Origin of the sequence: Mesoterricola sediminis (assembly GCF_030295425.1) — a bacterium.
Taxonomy (GTDB): domain Bacteria; phylum Acidobacteriota; class Holophagae; order Holophagales; family Holophagaceae; genus Mesoterricola; species Mesoterricola sediminis.
Genome location: NZ_AP027081.1, coordinates 3679509 through 3700252 on the forward strand (window position 1 = coordinate 3679509; position 20744 = coordinate 3700252).

General features: G+C 60.9%; 13 protein-coding genes and 2 tRNA genes. 6 read left to right on the top strand and 9 right to left on the bottom strand.

Annotation, left to right across the window (positions count from 1 at the left end; translation table 11 throughout):
- Position 1: 1 nt before the first annotated feature.
- Entirely contained in the window at positions 2-1060 is a 1059-nt protein-coding gene (locus R2J75_RS15975) for a 5-methylcytosine restriction system specificity protein McrC (protein ID WP_316410590.1), read from the top strand.
- Between the two features lie 45 nt (positions 1061-1105).
- Here the strand turns inward: R2J75_RS15975 and R2J75_RS15980 are convergent, their stop codons facing one another.
- The 6 genes from R2J75_RS15980 to R2J75_RS16005 are packed head-to-tail and all read right to left on the bottom strand — an operon-like array spanning position 1106 to position 13345.
- Positions 1106-2713, bottom strand: a complete 1608-nt coding sequence (locus tag R2J75_RS15980) for an ATP-binding protein (RefSeq protein ID WP_316410591.1) — start codon at positions 2711-2713, stop codon at positions 1106-1108.
- A complete protein-coding gene (locus R2J75_RS15985) occupies positions 2710-6840 on the bottom strand; it encodes an N-6 DNA methylase (RefSeq protein ID WP_316410592.1) in 4131 nt (1376 codons plus the stop codon). Before R2J75_RS15985 ends, R2J75_RS15980 begins: the two co-directional genes overlap by 4 nt.
- Positions 6830-8053: a restriction endonuclease subunit S gene (locus R2J75_RS15990; protein ID WP_316410593.1), complete on the bottom strand. Its 1224-nt coding sequence runs from the start codon at positions 8051-8053 to the stop codon at positions 6830-6832. Before R2J75_RS15990 ends, R2J75_RS15985 begins: the two co-directional genes overlap by 11 nt.
- Complete coding sequence (locus R2J75_RS15995; RefSeq protein WP_316410594.1) at positions 8050-9558, bottom strand: class I SAM-dependent DNA methyltransferase; 1509 nt, start codon at positions 9556-9558, stop codon at positions 8050-8052. Before R2J75_RS15995 ends, R2J75_RS15990 begins: the two co-directional genes overlap by 4 nt.
- A 12-nt stretch (positions 9559-9570) precedes the next feature.
- Positions 9571-11874: a type I restriction endonuclease subunit R gene (locus R2J75_RS16000; RefSeq protein WP_316410595.1), complete on the bottom strand. Its 2304-nt coding sequence runs from the start codon at positions 11872-11874 to the stop codon at positions 9571-9573.
- A gap of 37 nt (positions 11875-11911) precedes the next feature.
- Complete coding sequence (locus R2J75_RS16005) at positions 11912-13345, bottom strand: sigma-54 interaction domain-containing protein (protein ID WP_316410596.1); 1434 nt, start codon at positions 13343-13345, stop codon at positions 11912-11914.
- Between the two features lie 400 nt (positions 13346-13745).
- On the opposite strand from R2J75_RS16005, the gene R2J75_RS19990 reads away from it, so the two are divergent.
- Positions 13746-13958 carry a helix-turn-helix transcriptional regulator gene (locus R2J75_RS19990; protein WP_394365858.1) on the top strand — a complete coding sequence of 71 codons (213 nt, stop codon included), beginning with the start codon at positions 13746-13748 and terminating at the stop codon, positions 13956-13958.
- Positions 13959-14167: 209 nt separating this feature from the next.
- Here R2J75_RS19990 and R2J75_RS16010 read toward each other — a convergent pair.
- Positions 14168-14258: transfer RNA gene (locus tag R2J75_RS16010), tRNA-Ser, on the bottom strand.
- Positions 14259-14436: 178 nt separating this feature from the next.
- Between R2J75_RS16010 and R2J75_RS16015 the strand changes: the two genes are divergently transcribed.
- From R2J75_RS16015 to R2J75_RS16025, 3 genes are all read left to right on the top strand, one after another.
- Positions 14437-14934, top strand: a complete 498-nt coding sequence (locus R2J75_RS16015; RefSeq protein ID WP_308220509.1) for a roadblock/LC7 domain-containing protein — start codon at positions 14437-14439, stop codon at positions 14932-14934.
- Positions 14935-14959: 25 nt separating this feature from the next.
- Positions 14960-15544, top strand: coding sequence for a GTP-binding protein (locus R2J75_RS16020; protein WP_243329584.1), 585 nt, complete (start codon positions 14960-14962; stop codon positions 15542-15544).
- A 38-nt stretch (positions 15545-15582) separates the two neighbouring features.
- A tRNA-Asn gene (locus R2J75_RS16025) sits at positions 15583-15657 on the top strand.
- A 244-nt stretch (positions 15658-15901) separates the two neighbouring features.
- On the opposite strand, the gene R2J75_RS16030 is transcribed toward R2J75_RS16025, so the two are convergent.
- Positions 15902-16510, bottom strand: a complete 609-nt coding sequence (locus R2J75_RS16030) for a hypothetical protein (RefSeq protein WP_243329586.1) — start codon at positions 16508-16510, stop codon at positions 15902-15904.
- A 63-nt stretch (positions 16511-16573) separates the two neighbouring features.
- Positions 16574-19102: a zinc-dependent metalloprotease gene (locus tag R2J75_RS16035; RefSeq protein ID WP_243346411.1), complete on the bottom strand. Its 2529-nt coding sequence runs from the start codon at positions 19100-19102 to the stop codon at positions 16574-16576.
- A gap of 183 nt (positions 19103-19285) precedes the next feature.
- Here R2J75_RS16035 and R2J75_RS16040 point away from each other — a divergent pair, with 183 nt between their 5' ends.
- Positions 19286-20704 (top strand): AGE family epimerase/isomerase, encoded by a 1419-nt coding sequence (locus R2J75_RS16040; RefSeq protein WP_243329590.1) that lies wholly within the window; start codon positions 19286-19288, stop codon positions 20702-20704.
- Positions 20705-20744 lie beyond the last annotated feature (40 nt).

The following is a 20744-nucleotide window of genomic DNA, read 5'->3' on the forward strand; positions in this document are numbered from 1 at the left end:
AATGACGGGAATCCCAATCCGGAATCTCTACTATCTGCTCGGTTACGCCTGGGACCTTTTGGAGGAGGCCGAGACGTGGCAGGTAGAGTTGGAGAACCTGCCTACCGGACTCGACCTCCTCACTCGGCTGATCCTCCGCGGGACCCAGCGTTTACTGAGAAGGGGAATTGATCATGGGTACATGGCACAGGCGGATGTCCTAACCACGATCCGCGGGCGAATCGATTTCACGGCTTCAGCCCGACGCATGTTGATGGAACGGGCAAAGGTGCAATGCGACTTCGAGGAATTCCTGCCCGACCTGCTCCACAACCGAATTCTCAAATCGACCCTCAGGAATCTACAGGCATATCCAGAGGTTGCTCAACGGCAGAGATCCGAAGTCCATGTTCTGCTGAGGCGAATGGAGGGGATCACGCCCTTGAAGATCAGGTCCACCCATTTCGGCTCGGTCCGTCTTCACCGGAACAATGCTCATTACGCCCTCCTGATGCACCTCTGCCGGCTGGTGAATGCCAATCTCCTGGTATGTGAGGAGACCGGGAAAACCACATTCAAGAACTTCATGCGGGAGAAGGGTCAGATGGCGAAGCTTTTCCAAAGCTTTGTCTATAACTTCTACCGCAAAGAAACTCAGTTCGTTGTTAGCCAGGAGGTCCCCATCGACTGGGATAGTCAGGAGCCCAACCCTCTGCTCCCTAGCATGAAGGCGGACTTGATCCTCAAGAGGAAAGACCGCACCATCGTGGTGGAGTGCAAGTTCTATGAAGAGGCTCTTCAGACCCACTACCTAGGCACCTCGCCGAAGCTCCATTCCACCCATCTCTACCAGCTATCGACCTACCTCCAGCACTTGCAGCCAGGGCTTGATGGTACCCCACCCGAAGGGCTTCTCATCTACCCTGCCACTGGCATTCAGTTCTCCACCGACTTGGTCCTCGCCGGTAAGCGTATTCGCGCCTGCACCCTTGATCTGATGGAGCCTTGGAACCTGATCGCCGAGCAAATGCACAGGTTCCTGGTCCAAGGTCACAGCTATCCCCATATTGGGTATTCCTAGGCGGTTGCCAAAACCCCAATACATACACCACCCGCGGACGCTCGATCACGCCAAGTCCCTTGTGAGCGCCGAGACACACTCGATGGCGATGCCAATGACCGCCACGGCGAAACTCGTCGTAGGAGGGCACTCGGGGTAGTCCTTCAAGTGCTGGCCGAAATCACCGATCGACCGCAGATTGTCCAGCAATAGGAACGTTGACCTCGTCAGTGCCTTTGCCTTCCTATCAATCAATCTGGGGCCTATCTTTTTGCCGGTGAGCAAATCGAGGGCGTGCATTTGCTCGCCGTCACCGGAAGGGAGTCGCTTCCTATCGTCGAGCCATCTTGGAGTCGCACCACCGTATTGCCATTCCATGATCCAGTCGTCTGGGAATGTCCGACTAGAATCAAGTTCTTTTGCCCAAATCAGTTGGAGTGCTCGCTGCACAAGGCTCCTGATGGCTACTAGGCTCATCTCGGGCGAGGTCGCGACATCGCGAATGGAGTGCTTCAGGTAGGTGACCAACTGCTGATCTGCACCTTGGGAGGCCAAATGGCCGACTCGCAATTCGAGGAATCCCTCAACGTTTGCCATGTAGTCGGTCATGGCGCCGAACAATCGCTTCAGATCGGCCACTACCGGCCCCTGCTCTAACGAATACTTCGCCATGAGCCGGCAAGCCGACCGAATCTTGTTCCCTGATGGCAACCCATAGCCGCGGCCTTCAAGCGCGCGCTGCCTCGGAGCAGACAGCTCGGAAAGGGCAATGCCTTCGCTCTCGGAGACAGCGGCAATATCACCGCGCAGTTCGACACTACAGTCATCCCAGAGTTGCTCCAGGTGGGCGGGGGGCTGCTCCAGCATCCTCGTCGCGATAATATCGACGTTGTTCTTCGTTACCGCTTGCCCGCTTTGCGCCGTCTCGGCAATGCGCTCAAGAAGCGCAGCTGCTAGAACTGGCACGCCACCGGACCAATTCATTAGCTCCTTCCTTGCCGATGAGTCTACTGCGACACCATTGGCAATCAGCGGTGCAAGCAGGTCGTCCCAGTCGTCTTCTATAAAAGGTCCGATGAGAATCGGCGCATCGTAAAAGATTTCCCAAAAATCAGAGGTACGGGATTCCTCCGTACGACAAAGCTCTCGCAATGGCTGTCTGCTTCCGGTAACGAGACGTAAGCTGGATTTCTGTGCGAGCGACCGGAGCTGATCCCACAACGTTCTCGTGATCCCTGCCCCCGAGAGGACATGGTCGAAGCCGTCGAGAACGACCAGCATGCGGGCTTGTCGCTGCTCCAGTTCCTGGAATGCTAGATCCAGGAGCTCATGAAGGCCACCGTCGGCCAAGTCGATGAATTCCGCCACTTCGGGAAACACGGGCGCGAGGGCCACCTTGACCGTTTCGGCGAATCGTCGCCGAAAATTTGCATCGTCTGCGGGCGGAGCGTGGCGCAAGTCAACGTAGGCTGCCGTTGCATATTGGGTCTTCCCCGTCTTATGGCGCCCAGCCAGATCCGCAAGCAGCACAGACTTTCCGTACAACCTCGGCCCAACAATCTGGACGTGGTCGGGAGATGGCTTCGAGACGTGACGTTCGATCTGTTCAATGAGGCGGCGCCGGCCGAGCATCTTTGGCACCGTTGTGCCCATCACCTGGTAGGGGTGGTTCATGCGCGCGACTCCTCTGCTTCTTCCCGGGCGCGGGCAACCGCGTCATCAAAATCGATTGAGGTTCGAATCCACATGCCGAGCAAAGGCACGGCAATCCGGTACGTGCCTCCACGATATGCCTTATCAAATTCTATCAATTCAAGTTCGCGCAAATACTCCAGGTCGTCGCCGATCTGACTGTCCAGATCGACATGGACGCCCAGGGCTTCGAGTTGGGCAGAAAACAAAGCAAGGTTTATTGGGTCCGGACCATCGGCGAGACGGTCACATAACACAAGAAGCAACCGGCGCCTGTGCGTCTGTGCGTAGCCCCAGAGTGTCCGAAAATGCTCATTGTCGCGAACCATTTCGGCAGCGGCCTCATTCACCGCCGCAAGCGTGATGATGCGCTCTTTGGTTTTTGCGGCCCGCTCGAACACACGGTTGCAAAGGGACTGCACAAGGAACGGCTGGCGTGCGCAGAGATCAACAAGCAGATCTCGTGCGGCCGGTAGGTAACTCAGTCGATCAACAACGGGCTCGATGACAAGGCGCTGCGCATCCTCAGGTGGGAGTGCACTGATACCGATCCGGTACCCAAGCCCGAAAAGTGCTGACCAGTACTCTTCACGAAGACGTTTAAACCTGCGCGACCCTGTAAGAACGGCCGATAGTCCCGCATGATGCTGCAGGAGGTGACGAATGTTCTCAGGAACCTGAGGGCTCGTTACCCCGCTATCGATACCTTCCTGCAGTTTGTCAAACTCATCGAGCATAAGGAGTACGCGTCGAGGTCGTGCTGCTTCAAGTGCGGCTGAGAGGTACTCCTCAAAGATCTCGAATGGGTGGGGCCCGGAGAATGCATGATCAAGCGCAGCACGAAACTCCACCTTAAAGGGACGGTCGCCTTCAAGTTTAGGACCACCGGGGAACCAGGTGCGTATGCCTGCATCGGAAAGAGTCCATCCAAGCATCCTTGCCATTAGTCTATAAACGCTCTGGGTCGTGATCCCTGCCTTGGATTCGTCACCCTCAGTATTTTGGAATGAGCAATAGACCGGTATCCAGCCTGGTAGCGCGCCCTTCTTCATCAACTGCTTGAGAACTGAAGTCTTACCCGTCCGCCGGTTGCCTTCCAGCAGGATGACATTGGCGTTAGCCTCAGAGCCCAGCTGTCGCCTGATGCGCTCAATCACTTCGGCACGGCCGAAGAACATGTCATCCCGATCGATTGGGTTTCCAACGATGTACGGACTCGGTCCAAGATCTCCCGCTAGGACGGCCTGCCTGGTGGACCGCACGAGGATTTCGATGGTTTCGTCACCGCGCACAGGCATCCCATCCAGTCGCATAGCCTCCCAACGCACTCGGATCTCAAGAGCCCTACTCGAGTCGATCGCGTGGATGGTGAGCGGGACCCGCATCATACTGCCCTCTGCCACATAGGACGCGTTTCCCGTCCCGACATCGGGATCAGTGAAAACGCGAACTGCACGTAGACCGAATGTTGATGCGTTTTCTAATTCAAGTCGCACCTCTGTTGGAACCCCCACAACCACCTCAGGGGGCTCGGCTTTCAATCTGAGCTTGGCAGGCCCAAGCATCTCTGCCGTTGCCGCGTCGAGAAGATGTTCCAGTGCGGCCATCAAGCTTCTAAGGCGTATAACGAGCAACCTCGATCGCGAATGCGACCCCAATTCATGTTTCGATCCCGACTGTGATCCGCGCGTGATCAATTCCTCGTCACCGTCGAATCCAAGCGCGCGCCGAGCGATTTCCAGCCGGCTCTTTGCTAACTCGAGCACAGCAATTCGCGGAGCTCCTTCTGGAACGGTGTCGATGCCCACAAGGATTGGAGCCAATTCAGCGGCCGCGATCAGCCAATGCCTCACTGCGTCCGTCAGCACTATTTCCTTACCATGAACAATGCGATTCCGAAGGGACCGAAGTTCCTGAAGTTCGTGGCCAGCACCTGAGAGTGCGTGAGTGACATCAGTCGTTTGTGCTTTGTCGGACAGGAGTGAGACAACTCCTGGTCGCTCAAGCCATGCGGCCATAGGATCAGAGGTGCCACCGGCAGCAAATCTGAGGAGGAGCAAGAGAGCATCCCCTCGAGGTTCAAGCGTCCTAAGGACAGCGTCCTGGATTGCGATCGGCAACACAGGCACCGGCAAGTTCCCGAGCGTTCGCACAGATAAGTGCTGGATCGTCACGCCTCGGGCATGGCCGTGCATCCACGATTGGTAGGCAGGAGACCTAAGCAGTGCTGCCAGGAAGGACGCTTGAACATCCGCATTGCACCGAACAACCGCGACGCTCTTTGCGGGGACAGATCCGACGGTGCCAGCCGCATCGGAAATGACCGCTGCCTTCCCGACGGTGCCCGACAATGTGACTGCGACATCACCGGCGCGCAGAAGTTGCTTTTCTTTCAGCCGAATGGCCCCTTCTCGGGTGAGGCGCATGCCGGGGATCTTTGCCCCGAAGTCGGAAAAGTCACCGACACGCAGTAGCCCCAATGTCCCTTCTTCCTTCGGGTTTGTTGAAGTGACCGATTTGTCGTACGTCACCCCGAGCGCAAGATCAGCCACTTGGCGGAGGGGGACAACTTTGATGGAAGGATCAGTGGCAACAATGCGCTCAAGCGTGGCACGTAACTCATCTGCTCCGGTGTGCTTCGCGAGTAGCTCGTAATCGCGCGCTGCGAGGGCTGAAACGTCAACATCCCATGCATCCACACCGGGAGCTAGCCCGATGGAATCAATTCGCTCATGCCGGATGAGCATCGGGAGGTCACGGAATAAGCTATGCGAAGGGGCACTTAAAGTAGGGCTTCCAGGTTGCCCTTCACTGGAATCAATTCCATCACCTGATCGGCTTTGGCCACCTGCCGCAACATAGCCGTCGCCATCGCCGAATCTGGCGCCAGCGTTGACACGCCAAGCCTTTCCAGGGACGGTGACAAAACGCACGTTGGAGCGGGGGGCCTCACGCCGAAAGACAACCAGGCTCGACGGGACGGCGGTACATGGGGCGAATGCCCCTTCGGGTAACGCGATGATGCCATCTACGCGGTACTCATCGAGCAGCACCTTTCGAACCAGCCGATCAGGACCCGTGCGAAAGAGTGTACCTTCGGGAAGAGCGATAACCGCGCGTCCTCCCGGCCGGAGGTTTGCCATCACATGCTGAAGGAAGAGATTTTCTATGCCTCCTGATGGGACTGGATACTGGCGAGATCTGGCATCCAAAAGACGGCCGCCCCATGGCGGTGCCGCTAAAATGCAATCAAACCCCTCCACTGCCCGGTTTCTTGGAAGCGGACGCTCAAGAGCGTCGCCGAGCTCGAGCCCGGGCTTGTCAATGCCCGCAAGGACCATACGGCACAACCCGATGACAAACGGCGCAGCGTTGATCTCGACACCGAAGATGCCGTTGTTGCGCACGTCGTCCCAGCGCTGGAGACCTTGGGTAGCAATAGTCTTCCACAGTCGCCGCGAGGCTTCGACGAGCAGACCACCGACACCGAAGCATGGGTCGTAGACTCGATCACCAGGCTTCGGGTTGACGAGGTCAACCATGAGGCTAACTACGGAATTCGGGGTTGTATACTCACCACCAAATTTTCCCTGCCCCTCCATGACCTTCTCTAGCAGTTCGTCGAAGGCTGCCGCTGCAATATTCCGCCCATCGGCCCCGTCAAATGGCAATCCTGCCACCCATTCCACAAGGCCCGCGAATACCTCACGGTGCCGCGTATAGCACTCCAGCACGGGAGGGGCAGCTGCGGCAACATATCGGCCGATCGTGGCTTGATGGCCCGGGCCCACTTCGAGCAGGCCTGTGCTCAGCCGTGCCACAAGCCCCTGAGCATCACACCAGGAAACCTGCCTAAGCGTCTCAGGAAGTTGCGGCACGAATGGCGTGTCGTCGAACGCAGACACTGCCTCCATTTCCGCATCCATGAAAGCCGCCCAGCGAACCACGAGGAGGCCCGCCAGCGGCGACAGAAATTCGACAACGTTTGCAGCAGATGAAGACCGCCATCGGTCTGCCACAGCCCAAATGGCATCAGAAGCCTTCCGGGCATCGGTGCTGTGGGTGCCTCTTGTCATGGCTTGCGAGACCTCGAGGCCATCATAGTTCACCCCTGAACGCCTTTCGAAGGACAGCCGGCTTCAGCCCATCGCAGCCATGGGACCTCTCCATCTGTTCACTAGCTATCTGCCAGATGATTTCTCTCTGCCTTTGTAGGAGCTCAGCGACTTCTTCCTGTTTAGGCAAGGGCGGTAAGGGCAGCTTGATGCTCCGCAGGTTCTCGGAATTGATGTTGTACTGACCGGCAGATGTACGCCGTATCGCAGAGATTGCATCGCGCCCAAGGGTTGACATCAGAAAAAAGGCGACAAATCGAGGATCCGCCTTGCTCGCATCGACTCGCAATCTAATCAAGTACGAGGCGAAAGCCATCGTCACATCGCAAGGGAGGTCGTACACCGCGCATCGGCCCACAAGCTCTGGGCTTCCGTTAGTCCGCACAATCAAAATGTCACCCGATTTGAGGGCCAACCGAGCCTGCTCATTCTCTTCGAGAGCGCAGTATTTCAGGTCTGTTGTATTGACCCGTCCACCGGCCACATTTGGAATCCGGAGGACGGGGGTGGCATCCTCACTGGCATTACATTTTTTGCTCGTGCCATACCTGCTATCTGCGAGGACTGTTCCGAGGCCAGCCGTTTGATACGCCAGCGAAAGCTCATGGAACACTGAAGCCAACGATGATGGCAGAAGCGCGCGAGCCTCACGTTGTGCACAATAGTTCAAATCACACATTTCTTCGATTCGTCCGAGGCACTCAGACGTTCGTGCAAGAATGCGGCGCTGCTCGTCGATGGGTGGAACCGGGATAAGAGCCGCCTCAAGGAATTCGGCTGGAACCCGCTGTTGGCCGGCCGAACCCTTGAAGTGCCTCCGCGCCTCCTCTAGGAATGATGGTTGGCGAATAAAGTGCCAGAGCCATTCTGGCAGTACCTTGTCCCCTGCACGCAGGACGTGGAACTCGGTAGACCCAAAGCCAATGCCGTTACGAAGGTTGCGGGCCACCGCCGATTTCCCGTTCTGCATACAGGGCGTAATTTTTGCAAAAATCACGTCCCCTTCGCAGAAGTGCGTGAACCCCTTACGCACATCACAATATGCGCGCATCTCAGGTCGAGATATGATTCCGGACGCTTCGTCCACCGCAGACATGGGGACGAACGTCACCTCTGTCTTGGCTTCGAGGTTTTTGAATCGCTTCCCTCGGCCAGGATTAACGTCTGCAATGTCTCGGATTGGCGCTACACGCCACCCTGGCTTCATACCGTCTCCTCCAGGAGCGCCTCAAGTTCCTCGAGAAGATCAAAGACCCGTTCCTCTCGGGCTCGGATGGACTGTACCAGTTCGAGTGCAGGTCGATGTTCGTCATCACTTTCACGGTGCGGGTTACGAGCAGAAAGGTCGTAGCCGCGTTTGACGATTTCGCTGGCCGAAACAACCCAAGAATTATCTGCCTTCGGCCTTGCATTGAATTGCTTCACGAACTCGGGCAATTGGTCCCCTTCGATCGGGCGACGCGTTTGCTTCAATTCAAAGCCATCGTTCTTAACCTCGTAGAACCACACATCATTGGTTCCCCTGCCGTCTTCCCGGCGGTTAAAGAAAATTACATTTGTCTTAACCCCGGTGTATGGCAAGAAGCAGCCAGCTGGCAAGGATAGGATAGTGTGAACATCGAATTCCGTTAGCAGACGTTCACGTACTTTCGCGTCAGGCCCGCCACGGAAAAGCACACCCTCGGGAACAATCACCGCTGCTCGGCCACCCTTTTTAAGATTCGCCATAATGTGTTGTAGGAACAGGATCTCGGTGGCGCCAGAGTGGATCGTGAAATTTGTCTGCAGTTCGCGGGCCAGCTTTCCGCCATAGGGCGGATTGGAGAGGATGACGTCGTACTTGTTCTTTTCGGGAACATTGGCTGAGTGCAATTCCAACGTATTCGCCTGCTCGAGGTTTGCACCCTCGATACGGTGCAAAATCATGTTCATGATGCCAAGCAGGTAGGTAAGCGGCTTTAGCTCGACCCCAAAGAAGGTTTTCCGATTCAATGTATCGTTGTCTTTGCGGCTCAAGGTACCGGAGTTCGCCCGAATGAACTTGGCGGACTCTGAGAGAAAGCCGGCTGTTCCAAAGCATGGGTCGTAAATCCTGTCTCCAACTTTTGGCTCTACCACAGCTACCATTGCCCTGATGATGTGTCGCTGGGTATAGAACTCACCCGCATATCCGGCAGAGTCGCTGGCAACTCGCTTGAGAAGATCCTCGTATAGCTCCGATAGAACGATTACGTCGGTCTCATCCGAGAAGTGCAGCCGGTTCACCTGCTGAACAACCCGAGCGAAGCTGGCACCACGGCGAGAGTGATTGCGTACAGTCGAGAAGATGCGCCGGAATCGCTCTGCAATTGGGTCTTCGGTAAACTGCTTGGTTCCGGCCGTCGTGCCGAAGCTCTGGAGGTAGTGCCAGAGCTTCCCATCGACGAATTCGAGCATGGCGTCGGGCTTGTTGGTCCAGCTTGACCAGACAGACCATCGGAAGTCGCCATCGATACGGCGTGTGTATGCGTTGTCCTCGAAGGTCGCTTCTTTTTCATGGCGAGTTTCGGCTTCGTCAAATGCTTTGAGGAAAAATAGCCATGCAAGCTGTTCCACGTAGTCACGGGGCGTGACGCCATCGCTGTTGAGTTGGTCGCATGCGTTTTTGACAGCTTGCTGTACTTCCTGCCGTCGGTGCTCCGCCTGGCCATTGCCGTTGTTCAGGGTTGCCATGAGTAATTCCTTTTAAGATGCCATTGGAATGTATAAGTGCTGCTTCACTGCCTCAAGGTCATCCTTGAGTGCCACCGGACCACCGTAACGTTGAAGGAGGCTGCTGAAACTCCCGAACTGGTTCGTGAACTGTGGGGCGCTGTAGGTGGATCCCTGCTCCAGGTCGTCGATGCCGTAGAGCGCGTAGTGGTCGAGGCTCGTTTGCCAGAACGGTGCCTTGAAGCGCTTGTCAGCCGAAAGCGCCTGTTCCTTGAGCTGTGTGAGTAGCCATGCGTCGTCCTGGTCCCAGAAGCGCGTCACGCGGTCGTGGCGACTCGGCACGCGGACCAAGTCAAATCCCACCTTGGCTAGGATGTCGACATCGTCGGTAGCTTCGAGCCCGAAGAAATGCCTGAAAGCCGCCACATGGATATCGCGATCCTTGAGCTCCGCGCGCAAGTCGCGGCGTGTGGTCTTGTTAATCCAGATCTTGAGGAGATCAGAGATGCTCGCCGGCGCGATGCCGCGGATGACCTCCTTGGACTGTTCGCGATATTCATCGAAGGGGATCTTCCTGCCGTCGGCAAGGCAGACATAGCGCTCCTCCCGTGCGATGAAGATATTAATGCCGTCGCCAATTGGCTTCTCGACAGGTCCGCCGGGCTTATTCTTCGATTTGGGCGAAAGCGCGGCCTTCTGGACGTTTGCCGGATGGCCGTCAAACTCGCTGTCCTCGAGCTGGGATGCTCCAACATAGTCAAAAATGGTGAAGTAGCGCTTATCGATGTCGTCGCAGAGCCGCGTACCGCGGCCCTTCATCTGCTTGTAGAGGATGGAACTAAGCAGAGGTCGCGCGAAAATGATGTTCTTCACGTCGGGCGCATCGAAGCCCGTGGTGAGCAGGTCAACTGTTACCGCGACACGCGGCTTGGCGCGGCCGACTTCGGCGAAGTTACGCTCGAGTTGGTGGGAGTTGCGCTCCGAACGGGTGATTCGAGCCGCGTAATCCGGATCGCCACTTAACCGACGCAACTCTGCGGCCATGAAGGCAGCATGTGTGTCGTCAACGCAAAAGATGATGCTCTTCTCGTCGGTGAGCTGGTACTTGCCAAGCATCTGCCACAGGTCTTCGGCGATCAGTCGCGTCCTCTCCGGAAGCCGAATGTCCCGTTCGAAGTTCTTGGTTGTGTAGTGGCGACCATCAGGGCCAGTGTAGCCCTCGTCATCAACATTGCTGATTCGTTCCTCAAGCAGGTAAGGCACGAGGAAGCCGTCGTCGATCGCCTGTTTGAGGGAGTAGGTGTATGCGGGCTCACCGTCGGGACTGCCGGTGAAGTAATAGAACGTGTCCCGACGGATTTCCTCATCGGTAAGTTCACGGCCGCTCTGGTCCAACTCGCGTGGCGTGGCCGTGAGGCCAAGCTGATAGGCGGTGCCGAAGTGTTCGAGGACCCCGAACCAGTCACCAAAGCCTGACCGGTGGCACTCGTCGACCACGACCAAGTCGAAGAAGTCCGGCTCGAAATGCTCGTAGATCTTCTTGCCCTGATACTCCTCGTCGAGGTTTTGGTAGTTCGCAAAGTAGATCTTGCCGACGGTGTGTTCGCCGCGAGCAACGGTGTCCTTGTCGACGACGACCCGCTCACGGGAGTCGAAGGCTGCGAACGCGCGGTATGCTTGGTCCTTGAGGCTATTGCGGTCCGTGAGGAAGAGAATACGGTTGTTCTTGAGGACGCTGCCGGCCAAGAGCTTCCAGGCCAACTGAAAGACAGTAAAGGTCTTTCCGGTGCCCGTCGCCATGAGCAGCAGCACGCGTTTCTCTCCCTGGGAGAAGCGGCACAGCGTCTCGAAGATGGCCATCTCCTGGTAGGGGCGGACTTTGCGTCTCGAGACTTGGTCCTCATACCAGGGTGCCTCGAAGACGGAACGCCACTCCTCCCAGACGATTTTCCTTCCAAGTAGACGGAGGACATCCCCCGGGCTCAGCGGCTTGTCGTGAGTCTCGTAGTTTCCAGTCTTGTTGTCAGTGACGATGTACTGACGGCCATTGCTGGAGATGGAGAAACGCAGGCCCAGGCGCATAGCGTAGCGAGCGCCCTGCTGAATCCCATCGGCAGCATCTTCACCCTCAGCCTTCGCCTCGAGAATGGCAAGGGGCATCTTCCAGAAACGCAGCACGTAGTCGGCAATGATTCGTTGCGAGTCGTCGTACATCGAATCACCGGTCAGGTTCACCCGACCAGGCCCGATCTCAACCTGCGAATCCCAGCTCCAACCCGCCTTCTTGAGGGCGGGCTCGATGAGCTCTCGGCAGGTCTGTCTTTCGTTGCGACTCATGGCTGCTCCGTCCGCTTCCTCATCAAGGATCGTGCCATTATAAAATTACTTCATAGCGAGCTAGCCAGTTGGTGAGTGTCTGATAGCTCGGCAGGCCTACCAACTCCGCGGCTTTGGTCTTATTGCCTGCTGCTTCATCCATCGCCCGGCCGAGGTAATGGCGGGCTACATCCTTGAGCAAATCCGGCAGATTCAGACCGCCACCTAAGGGCCGGCCAAGAACTCCTGTACGGGTTGCGGCGCTCGACGGGAGAAGGGCCTCCCTCATGTCCTCCGAACTGATGGTTGCTGAATCAGACCATATGACAGCACGACGAAGTGTGTTCGCCAATTCGCGAACGTTACCCGGCCAGGGATGTCCGAGCATAAGATTTCTTGCGCCTGCAGAAAGTTTTTTATTCTTGGCTCCGGGCTCGGATGATGCCTCTCTGTTTACCTGCTCTAACAGAGTGTCAATGAGCAGGCTGATATCGCCAGTGCGCTCACGCAATGGCGGGATATTTAGAACCGCGACCGCTAATCTATAGAAGAGGTCTTCTCGAAACCGGCCAGCGCCAATCTCCTCGGTCAGCGTCTTATTGGTTGCCGCTATGACGCGCACATCGACCTTGGCCGGCTTGGTGGACCCGAGGCGAACGACCTCTCCCTCTTGGAGGACTCGAAGCAGCTTCACTTGCGCTGGTCCAGGCAACTCACCCAACTCGTCCAGGAACAAGGTGCCGCCATTGGCCGCTTCGAAGTATCCCTTGTGAGCCTGGGTAGCCCCAGTAAATGCGCCCTTCTCATGGCCGAACAACTCGGATTCCAATAGTTCACCGGGAATCGCGCCGCAGTTAACGGCAACAAACCGATTATCTCGGCGTGGGCTTGCACGGTGGATTGCCCGTGCGAGCATTTCCTTGCCGGTACCAGATTCACCTTCGATGAGGACTGGCACGGTCCTGATGGCGACGCGACGCGCACGCTGGATAAGCCGGTCCATAACCCGACTCCGATGAACGATATCAGCGAACTCTGGAGCAGCTGGAGGCTCCACGGTGCTGAGCAAGCGCAAGCGCTCGTCCTGCTCCCGGAGAAGATCCGGAAGGAAGTCTGCCGAGATATCAAAAGGAACTGAGGCCGTCTGCACCCCCCTCTCGCGCGAGGACTCGATCAACTCGGCTGGGAATCGCGTCTTGGCGAGGATTATCCACACGGCAGCCATCGCAGGGGTGCCAGGACTGAGATGGTAGGTGAGCGACGTTGTGGTCCGCTGGTTGCCGAGCGCCTTGGCGCAGGCTTTGGCGGCAGCCTCATAGATTTCGCCGAAATTGGTGGGACCCGATAGTTTCACGGTGAAGGTATCGATGCTTGTCGAGGTGCGCTGCTTGATCCACTCGACGAACGCCTTCACCTCCTCCTCGGGATAGTCGCTGACTAGGACGACCTTATCGAAGGCCCGGGCATCTAGCGCCTGCGCGATCGGCCCCACCCCGACCTTATCAGTCTCGGATGGGGCGCGAAGGTCGGTTTTGCCGATCCAACTGACGAGAGCCCTTGTCATAGCTATATGCATACAAGAATTTTTACTTAAACACAAAACAATTTATACATAATGTTCTCTTCCAGGTTCTGTTCGCCTAAACCCTGAGCTTGGCATTCGCGAGAATGGATCGCAGGCGGAAACCAATTGTTTCTCCAGGCCTTATGGTTTCGCTTTGCAACCACACTTGACAAACAAACCGAACCAACCAAATTTTTTCCAGTCCAGGTTGTGCTCCTTGCCCTTCCTGGTGATTCCAATCGATCCACATTCGCCATCGGGATCCTTCGGGTGGCGGTGATTGACTTTATTCAGAGCCCTTTGATCAACATTTCGACTAGAGAACCACATGGCCTCGACAACGCCCGCCTTTACCCTGCTGGATACCGAGGCAGCTGCATCACTCCTCGGAGTATCACGCCATACCCTGGAGGACTGGCGTTGGAAGCGCCTCGGCCCGCCATGGATCCGCATCAGCCGGAGCTGCGTCCGTTACGACCTGGATGCCCTGCGAAGGTGGCTGAGCGAGCACACCGTCGAGGAGATCACAGTCGCCTCCTAAGGTGTAACCCATAGCGCTGCGATTGCCGCCTGGTGATGGCCGGCCTAAGCGTTCAGGCCTGAATGACTAGCGCGGCGTGCCGTTGTGCGCCATCATCGGCTGCCCATCCATCCCGACCCGCCCCCGCAAGGGGCATTGGTTTGTCTGCCGCGTGGTAGACGGGTGGTAGATTGCCCAAAACGAAGCCCCCTCGGTTGAGGGGGCTAAGTTGGCGGAGAGTGGGGGATTCGAACCCCCGATACGCTTTTGACGTATACACGATTTCCAGTCGTGCTCCTTCAACCACTCGGACAACTCTCCGGGGTGTCGTGGTCCGCTTGCGCGGGGACTTGACAGCCTAACACGAAGGCCGCCGGGAACCAAGGAGGGATTCCTGGGCGGTCCCGGCTGGCCGGGTTGGGGACGATTTTGGGCTGGGACGGGGAGGATCTTTCCAAGTGCGGTATGCTCAACGGAACGGAAAGCGTTCGGAGGGTCTGTGGCCAAGCCCGACATGGTCATGTACGAGGAGGAATACCAGGCATTGCAGGCGATCATCAGCCGTCTCCAGGTTGATTCCGCCAGCAAGGTCGTCTTCCTCGTCGACAAGAACGGGCAGCAGATTGCGGCCAGCGGGGATGTCCGCAGCATCGACGCCACCAGCCTGGCCTCGCTGACGGCCGGAAACGTGGCGGCCACCGATGGGCTGGCGAAGCTCATCGGCGAGAAGGAATTCAGCCTCCTTTTCCACGAGGGAGAGAAGGACAACCTCCACATCTCCATCGTCGGCAAGCGGGGCATCCTGGTCGTGATCTTCGACCAGACGTCGAGCCTCGCCCTGGTGCGCCTGCGGGTGAAGCGGGCCAGCCGGGATCTCCAGGAGATCTTCGAGAAGGTGGAAGCGCGGGCCCAGGCCTCCAGCACGGACACCTCCAACTTCGAAAGCCCCTTCTCCGAGATCACGGACGAGGACATCGACAAGCTGTTCGGCGACTGATCAGGGCCCACGCGGACGGATCCCCATGACCTTCATCAATTACGCATCACGGGAAATCAACTGCAAGATCGTCTACTACGGTCCGGGCCTGTGCGGGAAGACCACGAACATCCAGTGGATCCACGAGCAGGCCAATCCTGAGAAGCGGGGAAAGCTCGTGAGCCTGGCCACGGAGACGGACCGGACCCTCTTCTTCGACTTCCTGCCCCTGGACATGGGGACGGTGAAGGGCTTCAAGGTCCGGTTCCACCTCTACACGGTGCCCGGCCAGGTCTTCTATGACGCCTCCCGGAAGCTGATCCTCCGGGGCTGCGACGGGGTCATTTTCGTCGCGGACAGCCAGCGTCCCCGCATGGAGGCCAACATCGAGTCCATCGCCAACCTGGCGACAAACCTCAAGGACAACGGCTTCGACATCCGCACCATGCCCTACGTCCTCCAGCTCAACAAGCGGGACATGCCCACCGCCGCGCCCGTCCAGGAAATGGAAGAGCTGCTGCGCTTCCGCAACGAGCCGATGATCGAGGCGGTGGCCTCCCAGGGCACCGGGGTGATCGACACCCTGAAGGCCTGCGCCCGCCAGATCCTCATGGAGCTACAGAGGAGTTGATTCCCGCCGGAGTTCCTGTAGAATAGTCCTTCTACGTTTCCGGCGTAGCTCAGTGGTAGAGCAATCGGCTGTTAACCGATGGGTCGGGGGTTCAAATCCCTCCGCCGGAGCCAGATCGACAGGCCCCCGTCAGGGGGCCTTTCCTTTTGGCGGAGGGATTTGAATCGTCCCTGGCGCGCCGGTAGCCCAAGGCGGCCACGCATGCGTGGCCGACGGTCCGCCGAAGGCGGATGGGCGGGCGCAGCCAGGGCCGCGGCGCACAGCGAAATCCCTCCGCCGGAGCCAGATCGATAGGCCCCCGTCAGGGGGCCTTCCTTTTTGGCGGAGGGAGCTGAATCGTCCCTGGCGCGCAGGCGGTCAAACGAGGGCTGGCGCGTCCTGGCTGGCGGCGGCGTGGCAGGCGAGGACGGTCTCGCGCAGGGTGGCGTAGGTGGCGGGGGTGCCCAGACGCTCGACCCGGGAGAGGCTGATGGAGCGCTGGTCCAGTTCCTGGAGGACGGGCCGGGGGATCACCCAGAAGGCCCACTGGCCGAGGTCCAGGGGCCGCAGGTCGCCGGGATGGGTCGCGGTCTGGAGCGCGAAGACGTAGACGTCGGCCCGGAACTGGCGGCGGCCCTCGTAGGCGGCGCCGTCCCCGGTGACCGCCTGGCCCTTGAGCCCGGAGAAGACCACGGCGGAGCCCCGGCTGTCCCAGGACTGGACGCGTCCGCTGGCCTTGACTTCGACCTTGATGCCGTCGGGCGTCAGGAGATCGAAGTCGGCCCAGGGGTTGCGGGGCACGTCCATGGGACAGCCCAGGGCGGCTCCGACGAGGTACTCGGCCAGGATGCCCCGGATGGTGTTGTCGGCGAAGTTGGAGAAGGCCCACTGCCAGAAGCCGCCGACGGAGGCCTGGGACGGGGCGCCGTCGCCGCCGTGGAAGCCGTCGGCGGGGTCATGGGGGCGGGATGGGAGGTAACGGGCCATGCGGGGGATCCTGGGGGAGGGAGGACGGGGCTGGCCGGCCGCCCTCGGGCCGGCGGGGCGGGTTCAGCGCGCCGGCGCGCTGGCCGCGGCGGGGGCGGAGGCGCGGGGGTCCAGATAGCGGGCGATCTGGTCCTTGAGGTCGGCCTGGTGGATGGCGGTGGCGCGGTCCGCGGCGGGCCTGGCGCAGAGGGCCTGGATGGCCTTCAGTTCGGCCCGGACGGCGCCGCGGGTGTCGTCCAGGGGGTTCAGGCGCTGGCGAACGGGTCCCTGGGGACCGAGGACCAGGGTCTGGGCGGGGGCGGGCGCCAGGCGGGAGGCCAGGACCTCCAGGAAGGCCCGCTGCAGGTTCCGGCGGTAGGGGTCCACGCGGGTCCCCGTCTGGAGTTCGCTGAAGATGCCTTTGCGCAGGTCGGCCAGGAGGTGGGCGGCGGTGTAGGCCTTGGCGCCCAGGACGGCCTCCTGGTCCTCCAGTCGGCTCGTGCGGCTGGGGGCCAGCAGGGCGTTCAGGAGGCCCCGCTGGACGCCCAGGAGCTGGACCTGGCCGCTGCCGGGTTCCAGTTTGCGGAGGATCTCCTCGCGCAGGATCCAGGCCGGGGTCCGGAAGAGCTGCTCGTTGAGGAAGCGCACGGCCTCCTGCTGGCGCTCCCGGGACACGGGGGTGAACTGGACGCCGGGATCGGTGCCGAACCGCGGGGTGCTGGTCCATCCGCCGACGAGGGCCGCCACGTGGCCGAGTTCCCGGCTCCACTGGTCGAGGAGGGCCTCGTAGCCGCGGGCGAGCTTGTCCAGGTTCTCGCCGGGCTTGAGGGTGGCGCCCGGCAGGAGGTCCATCACCCGCTTCAGGTTCCGCAGGCCCAGGGCCGTGGCCTTGACGGCGTCGATGTCGCCCACGGCCTCGGCCTGGTCCCCGGGATCGGTGCCCTCGGCCCGGGGGTTGCTGAACTGGAGCCAGGGGGCGTTCTTCTGGGGCTCGAGGAGCTTCGCGAGGAAGGCCTTCTCGTCCTCGGGCCTGGCGGCGCCGGGAACAGGGGTGTAGCCCCACTGGATGGCGAGGCGGTCGTAGGCGCCGATGCGGGGGATCAGGTCGGCGGGGTCCAGGCCGTCCTCGGGCTGGGCCACGTAGTTGAAGCGGCTGTAGTCCATGATGGACGGCACGTGCCCGTTCCGCTTCACCCAGGCCTTGTCGCGGATCTGGGCCAGGGTGTAGGCCGAGCTGGCCTTGAAGTTGTGGGCGAGGCCAAGGCTGTGGCCCACCTCGTGGGTGACGACGAACGCCAGGATGTCGCCCATGAGGTCGTCGGGGAGCGGCAGGGTGCGGGCCCTCGGGTCCAGGGGCGCGACCTGGGTGAAGTACCAGTCCGAGGCGATCTGCAGGACGTTGTGGTAGATCTCGATCTTCGCCTCGAGGATCTCCCCGCTGCGCGGGTCGGAGACGTGGGGGCCCATGGCGTTGGCCGTGGTGGAGGGGATCCACCGGATGCAGGAGTAGCGGGCGTCATCCATGGACCAGGCCGGGTCGTCCCTGGGGGCCTCGCGGGCCTGGATGGCGTTCAGGAAGCCCGCGGCCTCGAAGGCCGGCTGCCACGCCTCCACGGCGCGCTTGATGAAGGGGACCCACTTGGCGGGGGTGGCCGGGTCGATGTAGAAGACGATGGGCTTGACGGGCTCGCTGCGCTCCGCGGCCGGATCCTTCTTCTCGAGGCGCCACCGGGCGATGAAGGCGCGGCGGGAGGCCTCGTGGTCCTCCTTGGCGAAATCGAGGACGCTCTGGCCGAAGTAGCCCACGCGCTCGTCGGCGAGGCGGGGCATCATGGGCGTCGCGGGAAGGCGGACCATGGAGTAGACCACCACCGCGGTGCGGGCCGGGGGCGACGGCAGGACCCCGGCGTGGCCCAGGACCCCGGGCAGCGGAGGCATGGCCGCAGGGTTGTAGGTGAGCAGCGTCTCGATGTTGAGGTTCTCGGGGAAGGCCCGCACCTGCTCGATGAAGGAGCGGCCCGGGTCGGCCATGGAGCCCTGGACGGCCTGCTTGACGTGGAGCTCTCCGATGTCCCCGCTGAAGAACCGGGTCAGGTCCACGACGGGGGCGCCGTCCTTCCCGAAGGTCTCCACGGGGAAGGCGGCCATGATCGTCTCGGTGCCCATGGCCTTGACGCTGGGGGCGAGCTCGCTGGCGGGATCCACCAGGGCGACGTGGCTGCAGAGGCGCAGGAGGACCTTGTGCTCCCGCAGTTCCCACCGCACCGTGATGCTGCCGGCGCCCTGGCCCGGGTAGCCCACGCCGGCGGGACTGGCCTTGACGCTGGCGATGAGCAGCATCTCGCGGCCCAGCTCGGCTTTGGGGATCTCGAAGAGGTGCCTGCCCTTGTGGCTGTGGACGCGGAAGAGCCCCTCCTGGGTCTTGAAGTCGGCGGTGACGACCTTGTCGAAGGGCCTGGGCTCGCCCTCCGGGCTCCGGGGGGCCTCGGGCCTGGGCGCGACGGCGGGGGGCGTCCGGGCTTCGCCCTTGGGCGCGGCCGGACGGGGCGGAGCGGCGCACAGGTTGGCGGCCACGAGCAGGGCCATGACGCGGGTCAGCGCCGGAATGGGCATGGGGTCCTCCTGGGGAAGCCGGTCCGTCAGGCTGGACCGGCGCCTCATGGTGTGAGGCGAGGGTACAAGCAGAAGACCGTCCCAACAACCTGGGGGTTGGCTGATCCCGGGGGGCAGGATTCTGGATCGAGCCTCCCGAGGTCCAGGAGGGTCACCCGGCGCCCAGGGGGGCATACTGAAGGCATGTCACGCTCGATCCTTCGGCTCCTCATCCCCTCCCTGACGGCGGTGCTCAGCGCCGCGGTGCCCGGCCAGCGGTGGCTGGACCACTTCAATCAGGACCTGTTGCCGTACTGGAACGTTCCGGCGGCCTGGGGCACGCCCCGGGGGGACTTCCCCACCTTCCGCTGCAATGACGGTTCGCTGTTCAGCGCGGCCTCCCCCTGCCCCGAGCTGGGCGACGCGCCGGGCTGGATCAAGGCGAACCTCGGCATCGAGTTCACGCGGATGAAGTCGCGCCAGACCTACCTCTACGGGGTGGCCTACCACCTCACCGGGGACCCCGCCATGCTGGCCCTGGCCCGCGACGGCGTGCGCTTCATCCGGGAGCGCGCCCTGGAGAAGGAGACCGGCAGCGCCGTGTCCTGGTGGGAGGAAGGCCGGCCCGGACCCGCCGTCCTGGAGCGCACGAGCCAGGACCTGGCCTACGCCCAGCTGGGGCTCGCGATGTACTGGTACCTCACCCGCGACCCGGAGGTGCTGGAGGACATCCTCCGCCTCAAGGCGCACATCTTCGAGCGGTACTGGAGCGCGGAATGGGGCATGCTCCGATGGGCCGCGGCCGGCCCCGCCGAGGAGACCTCCCGGCAGGAGCTGGTCGCCCAGCTGGACCAGGTCAACGCCTACATGCTCCTGCTGGCGCCGCTCCTGCCCGAGCCCCACCGGAAGGCGTGGATCGCCGACCTGGCGAAGCTGGCCCACGTGATGGTGGACAAGTACTTCGAACCCGGGCGGCACCTCTTCTGGGGCACGCTGCACGAGCCCCGGCGCCTGGGCTCGCGGCACACGGACTTCGGGCACACCGCCAAGGCGCTGTGGATGATCGGGCGCATCGGGCTCCTGGCCGGCGACAAGGACCTCCAGGCCTTCGCGCGGCGGGAGTCGGAACAGGTCCTCCGCATGGCGAAGCTGCCCGACGGGACCTGGGGCTCGCGCCTGCGCCGCGACGGCGAGGTGGAGACGTCGAAGGAATGGTGGATCTACGCGGAGCTGGACCAGCTGGCCGAGACCCTGGCCCTGGCGGACCGGTCCTGGGCCGGTCCCCTGGACGCGACCGCCGCCTTCTGGCTGGAGAAGATGGTGGATCACCGCGGCCACGAGGTGTGGGGCTGGGTCGGTCCGAAGGGCGAGGCCCCGGAAGGGGCCCCCAAGATCCACATGTGGAAGAACGGCTACCACAGCGCCGAGCACGCCCTGGTGGGCTACCTCACCTCCAGCTTCCTGGAGGGGAAGGCCTCGCGGGTGTTCTTCGCGCTGCCGGGAGGACGCGGCGAGGCCAGGCCCTACATCTTCGAAGGCAGGGCCGTCTCGCGGCGCACCTCCGCCCTGCCCGGGTTCCCCGGCCTGGCGAAGGTGGAGGCTTCCTTCAAGGCGATCCGGTAGCGAGTGCCGCGTCCGCCAAGTCTCCTGAAGGATCCGGACG